The 14,506-nt window shown below is 68.4% G+C and carries 16 protein-coding genes; 9 read left to right on the top strand and 7 right to left on the bottom strand.

The features are described 5' to 3' along the window. Positions 1 to 173: 173 nt before the first annotated feature. Both AC5RUP_RS05120 and AC5RUP_RS05115 read right to left on the bottom strand, forming a co-directional pair. Complete coding sequence (locus tag AC5RUP_RS05120; RefSeq protein WP_494154306.1) at positions 174 to 1,373, bottom strand: extracellular solute-binding protein; 1,200 nt, start codon at positions 1,371 to 1,373, stop codon at positions 174 to 176. A 43-nt stretch (positions 1,374 to 1,416) separates the two neighbouring features. Further along, positions 1,417 to 2,481 carry an ABC transporter ATP-binding protein gene (locus AC5RUP_RS05115; protein WP_494154307.1) on the bottom strand — a complete coding sequence of 355 codons (1,065 nt, stop codon included), beginning with the start codon at positions 2,479 to 2,481 and terminating at the stop codon, positions 1,417 to 1,419. Between the two features lie 185 nt (positions 2,482 to 2,666). Here AC5RUP_RS05115 and AC5RUP_RS05110 point away from each other — a divergent pair, with 185 nt between their 5' ends. Beyond that, positions 2,667 to 3,452, top strand: a complete 786-nt coding sequence (locus tag AC5RUP_RS05110) for a winged helix-turn-helix domain-containing protein (protein ID WP_494154308.1) — start codon at positions 2,667 to 2,669, stop codon at positions 3,450 to 3,452. Next, complete coding sequence (locus AC5RUP_RS05105) at positions 3,449 to 4,264, top strand: cache domain-containing protein (RefSeq protein ID WP_494158334.1); 816 nt, start codon at positions 3,449 to 3,451, stop codon at positions 4,262 to 4,264. Before AC5RUP_RS05110 ends, AC5RUP_RS05105 begins: the two co-directional genes overlap by 4 nt. A gap of 74 nt (positions 4,265 to 4,338) precedes the next feature. On the opposite strand, the gene AC5RUP_RS05100 is transcribed toward AC5RUP_RS05105, so the two are convergent. The 3 genes from AC5RUP_RS05100 to AC5RUP_RS05090 form a co-directional block, all read right to left on the bottom strand. Beyond that, positions 4,339 to 4,803: a hypothetical protein gene (locus tag AC5RUP_RS05100; protein ID WP_494153899.1), complete on the bottom strand. Its 465-nt coding sequence runs from the start codon at positions 4,801 to 4,803 to the stop codon at positions 4,339 to 4,341. Positions 4,804 to 4,813: 10 nt separating this feature from the next. Next, a complete protein-coding gene (locus AC5RUP_RS05095) occupies positions 4,814 to 6,409 on the bottom strand; it encodes an SDR family oxidoreductase (protein WP_494153898.1) in 1,596 nt (531 codons plus the stop codon). 67 nt (positions 6,410 to 6,476) lie between these two features. Beyond that, positions 6,477 to 6,992 (bottom strand): DUF6328 family protein, encoded by a 516-nt coding sequence (locus AC5RUP_RS05090; protein WP_494153897.1) that lies wholly within the window; start codon positions 6,990 to 6,992, stop codon positions 6,477 to 6,479. Between the two features lie 190 nt (positions 6,993 to 7,182). Here AC5RUP_RS05090 and AC5RUP_RS05085 point away from each other — a divergent pair, with 190 nt between their 5' ends. The 6 genes from AC5RUP_RS05085 (at position 7,183) to AC5RUP_RS05060 (ending at position 11,804) form a co-directional block, all read left to right on the top strand. Then, positions 7,183 to 8,004, top strand: a complete 822-nt coding sequence (locus tag AC5RUP_RS05085; protein WP_494153896.1) for a DUF4397 domain-containing protein — start codon at positions 7,183 to 7,185, stop codon at positions 8,002 to 8,004. Positions 8,005 to 8,141: 137 nt separating this feature from the next. Further along, entirely contained in the window at positions 8,142 to 8,834 is a 693-nt protein-coding gene (locus AC5RUP_RS05080) for a class F sortase (RefSeq protein ID WP_494153895.1), read from the top strand. Positions 8,835 to 8,898: 64 nt separating this feature from the next. Beyond that, on the top strand, positions 8,899 to 9,471 hold the full coding sequence (locus tag AC5RUP_RS05075) for an RNA polymerase sigma factor (RefSeq protein ID WP_494153894.1): 573 nt from the start codon (positions 8,899 to 8,901) through the stop codon (positions 9,469 to 9,471). After that, positions 9,458 to 10,246 carry an anti-sigma factor gene (locus tag AC5RUP_RS05070; RefSeq protein ID WP_494153893.1) on the top strand — a complete coding sequence of 263 codons (789 nt, stop codon included), beginning with the start codon at positions 9,458 to 9,460 and terminating at the stop codon, positions 10,244 to 10,246. The genes AC5RUP_RS05075 and AC5RUP_RS05070 overlap by 14 nt, the downstream gene beginning before the upstream one ends. 68 nt (positions 10,247 to 10,314) lie before the next feature. Beyond that, entirely contained in the window at positions 10,315 to 11,118 is an 804-nt protein-coding gene (locus AC5RUP_RS05065; protein ID WP_494153892.1) for a TspO-related membrane protein, read from the top strand. Positions 11,119 to 11,243: 125 nt separating this feature from the next. Then, the gene (locus AC5RUP_RS05060) at positions 11,244 to 11,804 is read left to right on the top strand and encodes a Dps family protein (RefSeq protein WP_494001651.1); all 561 of its coding nucleotides are present in this window, start codon (positions 11,244 to 11,246) and stop codon (positions 11,802 to 11,804) included. Between the two features lie 137 nt (positions 11,805 to 11,941). On the opposite strand, the gene AC5RUP_RS05055 is transcribed toward AC5RUP_RS05060, so the two are convergent. Both AC5RUP_RS05055 and AC5RUP_RS05050 read right to left on the bottom strand, forming a co-directional pair. After that, entirely contained in the window at positions 11,942 to 12,760 is an 819-nt protein-coding gene (locus tag AC5RUP_RS05055) for a CPBP family intramembrane glutamic endopeptidase (RefSeq protein WP_494069260.1), read from the bottom strand. Between the two features lie 79 nt (positions 12,761 to 12,839). Beyond that, complete coding sequence (locus AC5RUP_RS05050; RefSeq protein WP_493987741.1) at positions 12,840 to 13,115, bottom strand: hypothetical protein; 276 nt, start codon at positions 13,113 to 13,115, stop codon at positions 12,840 to 12,842. A gap of 298 nt (positions 13,116 to 13,413) precedes the next feature. Here AC5RUP_RS05050 and AC5RUP_RS05045 point away from each other — a divergent pair, with 298 nt between their 5' ends. Continuing rightward, entirely contained in the window at positions 13,414 to 14,505 is a 1,092-nt protein-coding gene (locus AC5RUP_RS05045; RefSeq protein WP_494153891.1) for a polyprenyl synthetase family protein, read from the top strand. Position 14,506 lies beyond the last annotated feature (1 nt).

Raw genomic sequence — 14,506 nt, 5'->3', positions numbered from 1 at the left:
CGGCGGGCCTGCCCGCCGTTCCTCCTTCAGATGCGTGCTGATCAGGATGCGTGTGCACGGCCGGTGGGGACACCGGCGTCGTGCTGAGGAGCGCCCTCCACAGCAGGGGCACGACGGCGGTGCTCACCGCGCGGCGCGCCCCTGCCATGGGGGAGGGGTGCTGGAGGGAGGGACTAGCCCTTGACCTCGGTCCAGGCCTTGGTCCACTCCTGGTAGTTGGTGCACGTGGCGTCGGTGCGGCCGTCAATGCACTGCTCCACCGGGGTGGTCCACATCCACACCTGCTTGTAGTAGTCCTCGTCCGTGGCGTGGTAGGTGGCGCAGTGCTCCTCGTTCTTCTTGGAGCCTTCGCACGCCAGCGCGTTGGCCGGGGCCATGCCGAAGTTCTGCGCCATCTTGGCGTTCACCTCGGCGGAGGAAGCCCAGTCCATCCACTGGTAGGCGCAGTTGGGGTTCTTGGACTGCGCGGAGAGCATCCACGTGTCGGACCAGCCGGTGGCGCCTTCCTTCGGCAGCACGGACTCAACCTTTCCGCCGTCGGCCTGGGCGATGTTCACGATGACCTGCCAGCCGGTGCCCAGCGACGCGGTCCCGGAGGAGATGGAGGAGACGGCCTTGAGCGCGTCGTTCCAGTACTCGCCGGCGACGCCGTTCTGGGTCTTGAGCAGTTCCACCGCCGCGGCCAGCTGCTCCTTATCCAGCGCGTAGGGGTTGGTAATCCCCAGGTCCGGCTGGGTGGCCATCAGGTAGAGGGCCGCGTCGGCGATGAAGATTGGCGAATCGTAGGCCATGATCTCGCCGGCGTACTCGCTGTTCGGGTCCCAGGTGGCTTCCCACGAGTCGGGGGCTTCGGGCACCGCCTCGGTGTTGTACATCAGGACGTTGGCGCCGCGGCCGATGGGAACGCCGTAGGTCTTGCCGTTGAGCGTGTCGTAGATCTGGCCCTTCAGGCCGTCCACGATGTGGCCGAAGTTCGGGATCAGGTCGGTGTTGATCGGGGCGACGTCGCCGCCGGCAATCAGGCGCAGCGAGGCATCGCCGGAGGCCGAGACCAGGTCGTACTCGCCGGTGCGCATCAGCTGGACCATCTCGTCGCTGGTGGCGCCGACCTTGCGGTTGACCTCGCACTGGGTCTCTTTTTCGAACTCGGTGACCCAGTCGGCGTCGGGGTTGGTGGAGCCGTCCTCGACGAAACCGGCCCAGGCAATGATGTTGACTTCGCCCTCGGACTCGCCCACCTCGGTGGCGGCCGGGAGGTCAGGGACCTGGATGCCGCCGCCGGCGGACGAGGCGGGAGCGGAGCCGCCGCAGCCGGCCAGGACCAGCGAGAGCGAGGCGAGTGCCGCCAGCGGCAGTGCCTTGGTGATCTTCATGGAGTACCTTTCCTTCAGGGTGCGTAGTGCTGGTGGTGCAGGTCTAGACGGTGTAGTTGAAGCGGGAGGACCACTGCAGCCGGACCCGGTCGCCACGCCCGGCGCCGGAGGCACGGGAATCGTTCTGCTCCTGGACAATCAGGGTCTGGCCGACGCCGGTGCGCGCCACGTAGCGGGTGGAGGGGCCGGTGTAGATGACCTCCTCGATCTCCGCTTCCACGGTGGACAGCCCGGCTTCCACCGGCTCGTCGAGGCGGCGGATGTGGATGCGCTCCGGACGGATGCTCAGCAGGGCGTCGGAGCCGGTGAGCTGCCGGGCGAGCGCACCCTCCACCAGGTTGGTGTTGCCGAGGAAGGAGGCGACGAACCTGCTGCCGGGGCGTTCGTACAGATCCTCGGGCGTGCCCACCTGCTCCACCACGCCTTCGTTGAAGACGGCGACCCGGTCCGAGAGCGTGAGCGCTTCTTCCTGATCGTGGGTCACGAAGACGAACGTGATGCCCACGGTGCGCTGGATTTGCTTCAGTTCCACCTGCATCTGTTCGCGCAGCTGCTTGTCCAGCGCGCCGAGTGGCTCGTCCAGCAGCAGTACCTGCGGGCGCAGGACCAGTGCCCGGGCCAGGGCAACGCGCTGGCGCTGCCCGCCGGAGAGCTGCGAGGGCAGCCGGTCGGCCACCCGGGGCAGGCGGATCATCTCCAGCGCCTCGTTCACCAGCCTGCGGCGCTCGCTCCGGGGCGTCTTGCGCAGCTTGAGCCCGTACTCCACGTTCTGTGCCACGCTCAGGTGCGGGAAGAGCGCGTAGTCCTGGAACACGGTGTTGACGTCGCGTTCGAACGGCGCCTTGCGGGTGACGTCGCGGCCGGCCAGGTCGATGCGGCCGGAGCTGGGGAGTTCGAAGCCGGCGATCATTCGCAGCACGGTGGTCTTCCCGGAGCCGGAGGGGCCCAGCAAGGAGAAGAACTCGCCTTGGCGGATGTCCAGGTCCAACCCTTTGACGGCGGTGAAGTCGCCGAAGGTCTTCGCGACCTGCTGCAGGGAGATGGCAGGCGTGGCGGAGGCCCCCGTGCTGTCCGGCGCGGTGGTTGCGGAGGTGGCTGTGGCTTGCACGGCTGGGTCCTTTCAGGAAGGGCTGATGTGGCGTGGACTACATCGTCTTGCCTAAACCTATGAAACCAGAGGTTAAATGTAAAGCGGGTCACATCGTGTAGATTTCTTGTGACGGCCCGTTCCGGGCGTAGGCCCTCCGCCGCGTCCTGCAGCCCTGCGGACGGTCCGTCTGGAAGGATCGACGCATGCCCAAGGACTCACCGCCGCGCCAGCGCCTGCTCGCCGCGGTCTTCGCCCCGCTGGGCGAGGGCGGCAAGGCGCAGCGCGTGGAGGACCGGATCCTGGAAGGGATTGCCGCGGGTGTGCTGGCCGACGGCGACCGGCTGCCCAGCGAGGCCGAGCTGGCTTCCTCCATGGGCGTGGCTACCGTGACGGCCCGGGAAGCCTTGGTGGGCCTGCGGTCCCGCGGGCTGGTGGCCACCCGGCGGGGCCGCGACGGAGGCACCTTCGTCACCGTCCCCACCGGACGGCGTGCGGAACTGGTCCGCGACCGCCTGGGCCGGATGAGCCGGGTGGAGCTGCGCGACCTGGCCATCCATTACCGTGCCATTGCGGCGACCGCCGCCGAACTGGCGGCGGATTTTGCGGATCCCGACGACGCTGAAATGCTGCGCCGGATCCTGCATGCTTCCCGTTCGACAGGCACCGGCGGAGCCGTCGTCGGCGATTTCCTGCTGGAGTTGGCAGCATTGAGCCAGTCGGCGCGGCTGACGCGTGAATTTGTCCGGCTCTACAAGGACTTTGGTCCGTTGTTGTCGGTGCTGCACGAGGACGCAGAGTTCGACGCCGCGATGGTGCAGCTGTGCGATCGCATTGCCGATGCGGTTGCCGCCGCCGATGCCGCGACGGCGCGCGAGACAGTGAGCGCGCAGATCCAGACCGGATTGGCGGCGCTGATCGATGAACACGCCCGGCTGACCGACCGGCCCGCCGGCCCGACCCCCGCTACCGCCCGAAGGAGGACGGGATGAACGCCATGACCGAACCGGCACCAGCAGGTGCGGCGGATCCGCTCGCCGAGGTCACCGGATTCTTCGAAGACATCCTGGCCGAAGTGAACGCGTGGGTGCCCGCCCTGGCCGGGCTGTTTGAGGACCCGGCCCGGCCGCCGGGCGGCAAGCAGATCACCGCGACCATGCAGCCGATGGCCGCTGCGCTGGTGGGGAGCGGGCGATGGCCCGTGGTCGGCTCCGGCTTTGTGGCCGCTGCCCACGCAGTCGCCGACGCTTCCTGGCACATGGCCTGGTGGCAGGGCGAGAGCATGGAGCGGCTGGTCTTGCCCGCCCTGGCTTCGGCATCCGACGCCTATATGCGCCGTGAATGGTTCACCAAGCCGATGGAGACCGGACTGCCGCATGTCACCGGACCCTACGTGGACTTCCTCTGCACCGACGAATACACCATGACCATGACGGTCCCGGTCGCGGTGGGGGACCGGCGCGTCGGCGTGGCCGGTGCCGACGTCTTTGTCGAATCGCTGGAACCGCTGCTGCTGCCGGCCCTGAAGAAACTGCACCCGGCGGCAGCCCTGGTCAACCGTGCCGGCCGGGTGGTGGTCTCCGCCGACGCCCAGCTGGCTGCCGGCACGCTGCTGGCACCGGGTGCCGTGCCGGCGTCCGGTCCGGCGACAGGGGGAGGCGGAGATCCGAAAAGCCCGCCCGGTCCGCCCGCGACGGGCCGCCCGCGGACGGTGCCGCCCCGCGGCGACCGGTACAACAATGGCGAACTGGTCGTGCTGGACTGCGGCCGGCTGCCGCTGGCGGTTGTGCACCCGCAAGCGTAGCGGGCAGCCGACGGCGAACGTCGTGGCGTGAAGGCCGGTCCTGGAAGTCGCTTGCGGGATCGTGCCGGCCGGGATCAGGCGCCGGCGTCGCGCTGGCCCGGGGCGTTTGCCTCGTGGTTACGGAGCCCGTGAGTGCGCCGGTCCTCTTTCATGGAAGCTTCGAACAGGTGCTTGCGGCCGCCGGCCAGCGTTTCACGTGCCTGCCGCTCCAGCTCCTTGAAGGGGCCGTAGTAGATCTCGTCGTACTCGTCGATGATCTGGAACGTCCAATGCCCCTCGATGACGTTGCGGCCCACGATCTCCCGATCGACCCGCTCGGCCAGTTCATGGTGTCCGGCCTTGCGCAGCAGCTGCACTGCCTCGCCCAGCGCCAGGTCGGCCGTACCGGTGAGCCGGTGAAAGCCGTACAGCAGGCCGCGGGCGTGTTCCACTGCTTCCAGTGCCTCGGAGATTTTGCCCAGGGCCTCGAGGGTGGCGTCGTCGAGGCCGGCGGGGCGCCGGTACTTTTCGGCGGGCACGTCCTCCGGTCGCTTTGTCATGGTGGGCACTCTAGCGCTTGCCGGTTGTCGCGTCACCGGCAGCCCCACGTCCGGCAGCCCCGAGTCCGGCGACCCCGAGTTTGTATGCCGCGTCCGCGGAAGCCCCACCCCCGCCAGCCCCGAGCCCGGCGGCGCGGCGAATGATGTTGCGGGCCATGGAGGGGAAGATCAGCCCGTGGAACGGGAGCACCAGCCACCAGTAGAGCTTTCCGGAGAGCCCGGTGGGGAAGTAGATGGCGCGCTGCCGGTAGATGCTGCCGCCGTCCGCCGGGACCACCGACAGTTCCAGCCAGGCCTGGCCCGGCACCTTCATCTCGGCGTGCAGCCGCAGCAGCCGGCGCTCGGGCGCGTCCTCGATGGCCTCCACCCGCCACCAGTCAACGGCGTCGCCCACGCTGAGCCGGTCGGCGTGCCGCCGGCCGCGGTTGTGTCCGGCGCCGCCCACCAATTTGTCCAGCACGCCCCGGATGGCCCAGGCCGCGGGCCACGAGTACCAGCCGTTGTCCCCGCCGATTCCCTGGATCACCCGCCAGATGTCATCCGCGGCAACGGCGGAGCCGCGTTCCCGCGCGTCGACGAAGACGGTGCGGCCCGCCCACTCCGGGTCGCTGGGCAGCGGGTCCGACGGCGGGCTGTTGGAGGCGTTGGTCCAGCTGGTTTCCACCTCGCCGCTGGCCATCTTGCCCAGCGCCAGCTGCACCGCGCGGCGGTACCCGGTCAGCCCGCCCTCGGGCGGCGGGATGTAGCGGTCGATGTCCTGCTCGGCGGAGACGGCGTCGTGCTGGAGTGACTCCACCAACGGCACGGCCATGGCGTGCGGTATCGGAGTCGTCAGCGCCACCCACCAGCCGGCCAGCGCGGGAGCCGGAATCGGCAGGGCATAAATCAGCCGCCGCGCCAGCCCGGCCTCGCGCGCGTATCCGTACATCAGCCCCGCGTAGGTGATCCGTTCCCGCGAGCCGATGTCGAAGGTGCGGTTCAGCCCGGCCGGCAGCTCCGGCGCCCGTTCCAGGTAGTGCAGCACATCGCTGATCGCTATCGGCTCCACGGTGCGCCGCACCCAGCTGGGCGCCGGCATGACCGGCAGGTTTTCGGCCAGGTGCCGGATCATCTCGAAGGAGGCGGAACCCGAGCCAATTACGACGCCGGCCTGGAAGACCGCCGCCGGCACCTCGCCTTCCAGCAGCGCCCGGCCCACGGCGGCGCGCGAACGCATGTGGCGGGACAGCTCGACGTTCTCCGGATGCAGCCCGCCCAGATAGACGATCCGCTGCGCCCCGGCCGCGGCGGCGGCGGCCGCGACCGTGCGCGCTATTGCCAGTTCGCGCTCCTCAAAGTCGGTCCCGGAGGCCATGGAGTGCACCAGATAGAACACGGTCCGCACGCCGGCGCAGGCCCGCTTGGCGTCGTCGGCGTCGGCGAGGTCGCCGGCAACGATGTCCACGTCGTCGTGCCATGGAACCGCCGCGAGCTTGCCCGGTGAACGGACCAGGACGCGGACGGCGTAGCCGCGGGCCAGCAGCCGCGGAACCAGCCGCCCGCCGATGTAGCCGGTGGCGCCGGTGACCAGCACCAGCTGCGGCGTCGGTTCCGGTGGAGTGGCCATGTCGCCATGCTTCCACCCGCGGCGGGCCCTGTCACGGGGTTAAGGAGCGGGAAAGCCCCGCGGCAGTTCAGTCCCGGGAGCGCGGCTCTGCACCGCGCAGCCCGCGCTGCAGCAGGTACGGCAGGATCCACAGCAGGAAGAACATCGACGCCAGCACGCCGCCGCCCACCGCCAGGGCAGGGATGTCCCCGGCGATCACGTCCACGATGAACGCCACGCAGCCGGTGGCCAGCAGCCCGATCCCCAGCACCGCGACCCTCACGATCCGGTGCCCGTGTGCCACGGTCGCGTCCTTGAGGTGCAGCCCGAACAGCTGGCGGTGGATCGCCACCGGCGTCAGGATCACCCCGGTCATGAGCGCCGCGAGCACCAACAGCGCGATGTACAGGCTCACCTGGTACGGGGCCAGATCGCTGAAGCGGCTCTGGAAGGGAAGCGTCATCAGGAACGCGGTGATGATCTGCGCGCCGGTCTGCATCACCCGCAGCTCCTGCAGCAGTTCGTTCCAATTCCGGTCCAGCTTCTCCTCGAAGGTTTCGGTCCGGCCCTTTGAATGTTCGTTAACGCGGTCTTCCGTAGCCATAGGAAAAACTTAGCGTCTCCGGCGGCTCTGCACTCAACCGGGAAGTACGACGGCGGTGCCTCCAGGGGGAGGGGAGGGGTGCCGGCAAAAAAATTTTCCATGAAAGTGCATCCAAACACCCTGCCCGGACAGTAGTAGGGGTGTAAGCACCGATCAGCCCGGAGCACCCGGGCCGTTGAAGGAGAACAAAATGCGTAAGAGCATCGTTACGGTTTCAGCCCTGGGGCTTCTGGCACTCGGCGTGGCAAGTCCCGCCCAGGCGGCCGAACAGGAAGCCCAACTCTCGGTCCTGCACGGCGTCCCGGATTTGACGGTGGACGTGTGGGTGAACGGCGAGCGGACGCTGGATGATTTCGCTCCCGGCGACCTGGCCGGACCGCTGGCACTGCCTGCGGGCGCGTACTCGCTGGCCATCACCGCCTCGGACGCCGAGAACGCCGACAGCCCCGCCATTGGCCCGGTGGATGTCCAACTGGAGGGCGGCGGCAACTACACGGCCGTGGCCAACCTGGACGCCGAGGGCAATCCCACGGCGAACCTGTTCACCAACGACGTCTCGGCTATTGACGCCGGCAAGGGCAAGCTGACCGTGCGCCACACGGCCGCCGCCCCCGCCGTCGACGTGCTGGCCGGCGGGTCCCCCGTGATCCAGGGCCTGTCCAACCCGGACGAACAGACCCTCACCCTGGACCCGGGCACCATCTCCGCGGCGGTAGCCGCGGCGGGCACCACCGAACCGGTGATCGGGCCGGCCGACGTGCCGGTGGCGGAGGGCACCCACACGGTCGTCTACGCCTGGGGCAGCCTGGATGACGGCAACCTGGCCCTTGCGGTGCAGAACATCGAAGGACTGCATTCCGCGCCGGGCGCAGTGCCGGGCGGCATGTCGGGCGCGGCTGCTGAGGCCGGCCCGGACTACACCATCGCCGCGGTTGCCGGCGGGGCAGTGCTGCTGCTCCTCGGCACCGGCGTAGTCGCCCGTCGCAGGCAAGCGGTTCGCACCACCGACTAACTGCGACGGGTCTGAAAAGAAGCCGGCGGCGCCAGCCCGGGGCGCCGCCGGCTTCCATCCCTCCGGCGGCTTCCATTTTGCCGCCGGCAACCATCGTTTCCGCACCGACACCGACACCACTCCGCGAGGAAAGAATCATGGCAACCGTACCGACGACGATGGGCACCCGCGCAGGGCTACTGTGCTGCGGTGTCTTGATCGCCGCCACCGGCTGTACCGCGCCGATGCAGCCGGCCGCGGGCCGGCAGCTGGTTCCGGCCGCCTCCCCGGCACCTTCCGAAACCCCCGCCCTGCCCCGCGAAACCGCCGCCCCGCCGGCCGACAAAATCCCGGACCCTGCGGACATTCCGGTGCGGCTGGCCGCGCCACTGACCGCCGGCAGCGAGGAGGCCCCGCCCACCCGACTGCTCGTGGACGGCACGTCAATCGATGTGCGCGTCGTCGACGTCGGCGTCAATACGGATAACGCCTTGGAGATCCCCGAGTCGGTGGAGCAGGCGGGTTGGTACCGCTACGGTGCCGCGCCGGGCGACCGGACGGGGACCGCGGTGATAGCGGCCCACGTCGACACCCTGGCGGGCCTGGCTCCCTTCTCCGAACTGAGGCAGCTCGAGCAGGGCGCACGCATCACGGTGCAACGGGCTGCCGCCGATCCCGTGACCTACCGCGTCACCGAGGTCGCGCTGATGGATAAGGACGACTTCGACGGAAACGGCATCTTTCGCCGTGATGGAAAACCGCTGCTCAAGCTGGTCACCTGCGGCGGCCAATGGCTGGACGCGCGAGAGGATTACAGCCACAATGTGGTTGTCACGGCAGTTCCCGACTGACTTCTCCGGTCCCGCAACAACTGTTCGCGTGGCGTTTCCTCCGACCAGCCGGAAGGACGCAGGCTTGGTACCTCATCCTTTCGACGCGTGGGATACGGACATCGACGCAGCCTTCGCCGCCGGTGAAGAGGCTGCCATCGCCGAGGCCTACCGGCACCTGGCCCCGCTCGTCCACACGCTGGCCTCCAGGGCCCTGCGGGACGCCTCCGCGGCGGACGATATCACCCAGGAAGTTTTCATCCGGGCGTGGCGATCCCGGGAAGGATTCGATCCCGCGCTCGGCCGGTTGCCGGCGTGGATCGTGGGAATTACCCGCCGCGCCATCGCCGATGCGTATTCCTCCGCCGCCCGGGAGCAGCACAAACTCCGGGCCGTTTCGGCGGTCATGCCCGACCCCGAATTCGCCCGGGACTCCCAGTCGCCGGAAATCCTCGCGGACCGCCTGCTGCTGGACGATGAGCTGGAGCGGCTGGGTGAACCTAAGGGATCCATCATGCGCCTGGCGTTCTACGAGGATCTGACCCACGAGCAGATCTCCCACCGGCTGGACCTTCCCGTTGGTACCGTCAAGAGCCATATTCATCGCAGTTTGCACCACCTGAGGAGCCGATTGGAGGTCGACCATGCAGCATCTTGAACCGGAACTGATCAGCTTGCTGGCGCTGGACGACGCCGTCGGCAACCCATCCGACAGGGACCATCTGCGCCGCTGCAGCCAGTGCGCCCAGGAGTACCAAGCGCTGCGCCGGGCGGTGGAGGCGGCCAGGGCCAACCCCGAACCAACCCTAAAGTCGCCCGGCCCGGCGGTGTGGGAAACCATTCACAGGGAACTCGCGCTGTCCCCCGAACTGGCCGCGGACCCTTTGCAGGGTCACCCGGAAACCACCCCGGCGGGCCGCCGACCATCCCGGACCATCTCAGCGCGGGGGGTGTCTGGCAAGCCCAACGCTTCCCGACGCCTCCCCGCCGGGCCTCCGTCCTCCCGGCGCCTGCCCTCCCGGCACCTGCCCGCCTGGCTGGCCGCGGCGGCCGCGGTGGTGATTGTTGCCGCCATCGGCATCTCCTGGGGCGTCACCCGCAACGCTGCCACATTGGCGCAGGCGCAGTTGGAACCGCTGGAGCAATACGCGGCCACCGGAACGGCCCGGGTAGTGGAAGCCAACGGCACCAGGGAACTTGAGATCCGGCTGAGCGAGAACGAGGCACAGGGATACCAGGAGGTGTGGCTGATAGCGCCGGATTTGTCCGCCCTGGTCAGCCTCGGCGTGATGGACTCGGACACCGGCAGGTTCGCCATCCCGGACGGGCTGGACCTGTCGCAGTTCCCCATCGTCGACGTCTCGGACGAACCGCTGGACGGAAACCCCGAGCACTCCAGCGTCAGCATCGTCCGCGGCACCCTCGATACCTAGCCGTCCCTCCGGTAACGACAGGAAGGTCCCGCAGCGCACCCGAACATCCGTCGACAGCCGGAGGAACCATGCAGCAGCAAACGGAGACGAGGACACGGCCGGCCGTGCCGATCCTGGTGTTGGCCAGTTCCCTGGTGGCCATTGCCGCCGCCTTTCTCGGCAGCGGGGCGCTCATGGGGACCCCGATCCAGGAGGCGGCAGGGGGTTGGCTGAACGAGGACTCGACGCCGCTGGCCCCGGCCTCGGCCGCCTTCCGCATCTGGTCGCTCATTTACCTGGGCCTGCTGGCCTACGCGGTGTGGCAACTGCTGCCGGCACAGCGGCAGTCGGAACGGCACGCCGCCCTGCGACCCTGGGCCGTGGCGGCCATGCTCCTGAACGCCGCCTGGATCTGGGTGGTGCAGGCCGGCCTGCTGGTGTTCAGCCTGATCGTGATCATTGTCCTGCTGGCGGTGCTGGCGCGCATCCTCGTGCTGCTGGTCTGGTCCACGTCCGGCTCGTGGCTGGACAGCCTGATCACCGACGGCACCTTCGGGCTGTACCTGGGGTGGGTCACGGTGGCCACGGTCGCCAACACCTCCGCCGTCCTCGCGGCGTCCGGGCTGGACGGCGTGGGGCTGCCGGTGACCCTGCTGTCCGCCATCGTGCTTGCCGTCGCGGCGGCGGTCGGGGTCGGGACCGCCCTCTACAGCCGCGGCCGGCTTGCGCCTGCACTGGCGACCACCTGGGGCCTGGCCTGGATCGCCGTCGGACGTCTGGACGGCGGGCTGGTCGACGAAGGCACCGCGATTGCGGCCGGCATCTGCGCGGCGGTGGTGCTGCTCTCCGCCGTCGTCATCCGGTTCATTGCCAGGGGAGCCCCGGGAGATTAGTAAGGGTGCTGAATTTCGCCCTTGGCTGACGGACGCGGCTCCGACGGGACGAAACTGCCGGCCATGGCTAGGTTGGACATAGCAGCACGCCGACAAGCGGCAGCACCTACACAAGGAGGTTTCTCATGGCGGAAACGAACCGATCGAAGGCAAGCTACACCGTACCGGGGCTCGAACTTGAAGAGGGTGTCAAGGTTGCCGACCTGTTGCAGATGCGGCTTCACGCCCTCAACGACCTGCAGCTGACGCTCAAGCACGCACATTGGAACGTGGTGGGCCGCGACTTCATCGGCGTCCACGAAATGCTGGACCCGCAGATCGAAAAGGTCCGCGCCATGATCGACGAGACCGCCGAGCGCATCGCCACCTTGGGCGTCTCGCCGAACGGTTTACCGGGCGCCCTGGTCAAGGAACGCAGCTGGGATGACTACGACATCCACCGTGCCGGGACCGCCGAGCATCTGGCCGCCCTGGACGTGGTGTACAACGGCGTGATCTCGGACCACCGCGAGGCCATCGAAACCGTCGGTGAGATCGATCCGGTCACGGAGGACATGCTGATCGGCCAGACCGCCGAGCTGGAGCTGTTCCAGTGGTTCATGCGCGCACACCTGGAAAACAGCGCCGGCGAATTGGCGACCGAAGGCGCCCGGACCGAAAAGGGCGCGGCCAAGAAGACCAAGTAGGCAGGCGGCGCCCTCCGGCGCGCCTCGCCGCATCCAGGGCCCGGCGGCACTCCACACAGGGAGTGCCGCCGGGCCCCTTTGCGTCCCCCGTGCCCCCGACCCCTTTGCGTCCGCCGGTGCGCGCGGGAGCAGCAGGGTCAGTACAGGAAGATCGGCAGCCAGTCGCGGTTGTGCGCGTGCACCAGCGCCAGGAACAGCACGAAGTCGAAGATCAGGTGCACGGATACCACGTAGGTGAACGACTTCGTCAGTTTGAAGGTATAGCCCTGCAGCAGCGCGAACGGGAAGGTCAGCAGCGGCCCCCACGCCTGGTAGCCGATTTCCCATAGGAAGGACGAGAACACGACGGCTTGCAGGATGTTCGCGAGCCAGTCGGGAAAGTGCCGGCGCAGCAGCGTGAAGGTGGTGCAAATGAAGAACAGTTCGTCCCAGATGCCAACGGCGTTCACGCCGAGAAAGAGCCGCCAGAAGATCGTGGGGTCGGAGGCGTCCGGCCAGTTTTGGTAGACGCCCGTGCTGACCAGGTACACCGGCAGGATGAAATAGCCGAGAGCCACCACGCCGATGAGGTACAGCTTGGCAGACAACGGCCATTTACGGCCGGTGTTGATCGGGAATCTGATGATTTTCTCGCGGTAGACAAACCTCGACACCAGCCACGGCACCAGGACGGCCAGCGCGAGGGCGCCACCCATCAGGGCCATGTGCCCGATGCTCAGGTCGGCGTTCAGCGGTACCAGGCTGATGATCAGCATTCCCGCCGCGATCAGCCCGAGGTGCCGCACAAACTCCAGGTCGACCAGCGCCGCCGTGGCCACGCTCAGCGCGAGCAGGCTATAGCCAAGGGGGCCATTCTCGACGGCAAAAAGCAGCACGCCGGACGCCGAGAGGAACACCGCCGGCACCAGTTTCCAGCTCAGCGCGGTCCGGGGTGGTTCGGTCGAGATTGTTGTCACGCAACCAGCATGGCAGCACAGCCGCCCGCGCGGAAACCGTTGACGGCTTAGCGCCCGGTTGGTTCCACTCCGGCGCTGGCTAGTGGTGGCCGGCCTTGGTGGTGCCGAACATCAGCGTGCGGCGTTTGATGTCGTAGTACACGGTCTCCGCGGTGGAAAGGAGGTCCTGGAGATTGTCGGCGTCGTCGGCATCCAGCGTCAGCACCTCTTCCCATGCGCCCTGGTCGAGGACCAGTTGCAGGGTCCAGGTGCCCGGGGCGCCTGGCTCGCCAGCCACCCAGGTGAACTGGTAGTGGCTGAGCTGGCGGACCTTGATGCTGTCGTCGGTGACGGGTTGTTGCGGTGTCGGTGTCATGGTTCTTTCCTTTTCGCGAGGAAGCCTTAACCGGCCTCACCTGGCGTCAGGGTCCGGACGATCTACCCCAACGATGCTAAGTGTGCTTACCACTTTCCATGATGGGACAGCCGCTGGCAAGCCTTTGCCGGACATTGGCCCCGGGCTCGCCAAACCGGCCGTGTACTTGGGGATACGGACCACGTCAATTGGCGGGAATGGTCGCGCAGCGGGGCCCGGTGACGCACACTATGGAACAACGAATTGCACAACTGGCGGGGGCAGCCACCGCGTCCCAACCTTGGGGAGAAGGTCAGTCATGACTTTGAACGCCGAAAGCCGCGCGGCCGCCGAGGCAGCGTCGGACCCCTGTGGCTGGCGACGCGTAGGCCCCCTCGTCGAAGCGGAGCTTCAGCGTTTCACAGCAGAGAACCGCAGCCGGGCCGGCACGCTCTCGCGTACTTTCCCCGTGCTGTGGGACCGCATTGATGCCGCGCTGGGCGGCGGCAAGCGGATGCGGCCCAGGATGGTGCAGCTCGCCTACAGATCTTTCGGCGGCGAGGATCCAGGCCGCTGCGCCCGGCTGGGCGCGGCATTCGAGCTGCTGCACATCGCGTTGGTGGTGCACGACGACGTCATCGACAGGGACTTCCTCCGCCGCGGCCTGCCGACCATCGGAGCCCGTTACCGGGACGACGCCGTGGGTCTGGGGTTGTCCCGTCCCGAGGCCGAACACCTGGGCCACGCGGCGTCGATCATTGCCGGCGACCTCCTGCTGACCGGTGCCCTGCGGATGGCCGGCAGCTCCGGCGCGGGGCTGCCGTGCGCCGACGTGCTGATGGATACGGTCCATGACGCCGTCTTTGCCTCGGCGGCGGGCGAACTCGACGATGTCCTGCTGTCCGCCTCGACGGAGAGCCCGCGCCTGGGTGACGTCCTCGGCATGGAAAGTTTGAAGACGGCGGCGTACTCGTTCGAGGCGCCGCTGCAGGCCGGGGCGCTGCTGGCCGGTGCCGACCGACACCCGGCCGAGGCGCTCGCCGCGGTGGGTCGCCGCATCGGCCTGGCCTACCAAATTGTGGACGACGTTCTGGGGACTTTCGGGGAGCCTGGTACCACGGGCAAGTCTGCCGAATCGGACCTGCGCGAAGGTAAACGCACCGTGCTGACCGCGTATGCGGCGGAGGCGGATGGGTTCGATGACCTGCTGGCCGCGTTTCGCCGCGGCGAGGCGGGGGTCGGCGAGGTCCGTGCGGCGCTCAAGGACTGCGGTGCCGACGCGCAGGCGATGGGGCTGGCCCGCAGCCTGGTGGACGAAGCGCTCGAGGAGTCCCGCAGCCTGCCCCTGGACGCCGGCGCGTTCAGGGAACTGGCACGGGTCTGCAACCACGTGCTGACGAGGGGGAATTAGC

The sequence above is a fragment of the Arthrobacter sp. Y3223151 genome, from assembly GCF_059091125.1.
The sequence above is the reverse complement of the archived record's forward strand: the minus strand, read 5'-3'. Positions and strand labels throughout refer to the sequence as shown.

What these genes read in the sequence shown, in the direction of transcription:
- AC5RUP_RS05090 (WP_494153897.1), bottom strand. Translation starts at nt 6,992, where the DNA reads ATGGCTACGGAAGACCGCGTTAACGAACATTCAAAGGGCCGGACCGAA.
- AC5RUP_RS05085 (WP_494153896.1), top strand. Translation starts at nt 7,183, where the DNA reads ATGCGTAAGAGCATCGTTACGGTTTCAGCCCTGGGGCTTCTGGCACTC.
- AC5RUP_RS05045 (WP_494153891.1), top strand. Translation starts at nt 13,414, where the DNA reads ATGACTTTGAACGCCGAAAGCCGCGCGGCCGCCGAGGCAGCGTCGGAC.
- AC5RUP_RS05050 (WP_493987741.1), bottom strand. Translation starts at nt 13,115, where the DNA reads ATGACACCGACACCGCAACAACCCGTCACCGACGACAGCATCAAGGTC.
- AC5RUP_RS05100 (WP_494153899.1), bottom strand. Translation starts at nt 4,803, where the DNA reads ATGACAAAGCGACCGGAGGACGTGCCCGCCGAAAAGTACCGGCGCCCC.
- AC5RUP_RS05095 (WP_494153898.1), bottom strand. Translation starts at nt 6,409, where the DNA reads ATGGCCACTCCACCGGAACCGACGCCGCAGCTGGTGCTGGTCACCGGC.
- AC5RUP_RS05110 (WP_494154308.1), top strand. Translation starts at nt 2,667, where the DNA reads ATGCCCAAGGACTCACCGCCGCGCCAGCGCCTGCTCGCCGCGGTCTTC.
- AC5RUP_RS05070 (WP_494153893.1), top strand. Translation starts at nt 9,458, where the DNA reads ATGCAGCATCTTGAACCGGAACTGATCAGCTTGCTGGCGCTGGACGAC.
- AC5RUP_RS05120 (WP_494154306.1), bottom strand. Translation starts at nt 1,373, where the DNA reads ATGAAGATCACCAAGGCACTGCCGCTGGCGGCACTCGCCTCGCTCTCG.
- AC5RUP_RS05065 (WP_494153892.1), top strand. Translation starts at nt 10,315, where the DNA reads ATGCAGCAGCAAACGGAGACGAGGACACGGCCGGCCGTGCCGATCCTG.
- AC5RUP_RS05060 (WP_494001651.1), top strand. Translation starts at nt 11,244, where the DNA reads ATGGCGGAAACGAACCGATCGAAGGCAAGCTACACCGTACCGGGGCTC.
- AC5RUP_RS05080 (WP_494153895.1), top strand. Translation starts at nt 8,142, where the DNA reads ATGGCAACCGTACCGACGACGATGGGCACCCGCGCAGGGCTACTGTGC.
- AC5RUP_RS05105 (WP_494158334.1), top strand. Translation starts at nt 3,449, where the DNA reads ATGAACGCCATGACCGAACCGGCACCAGCAGGTGCGGCGGATCCGCTC.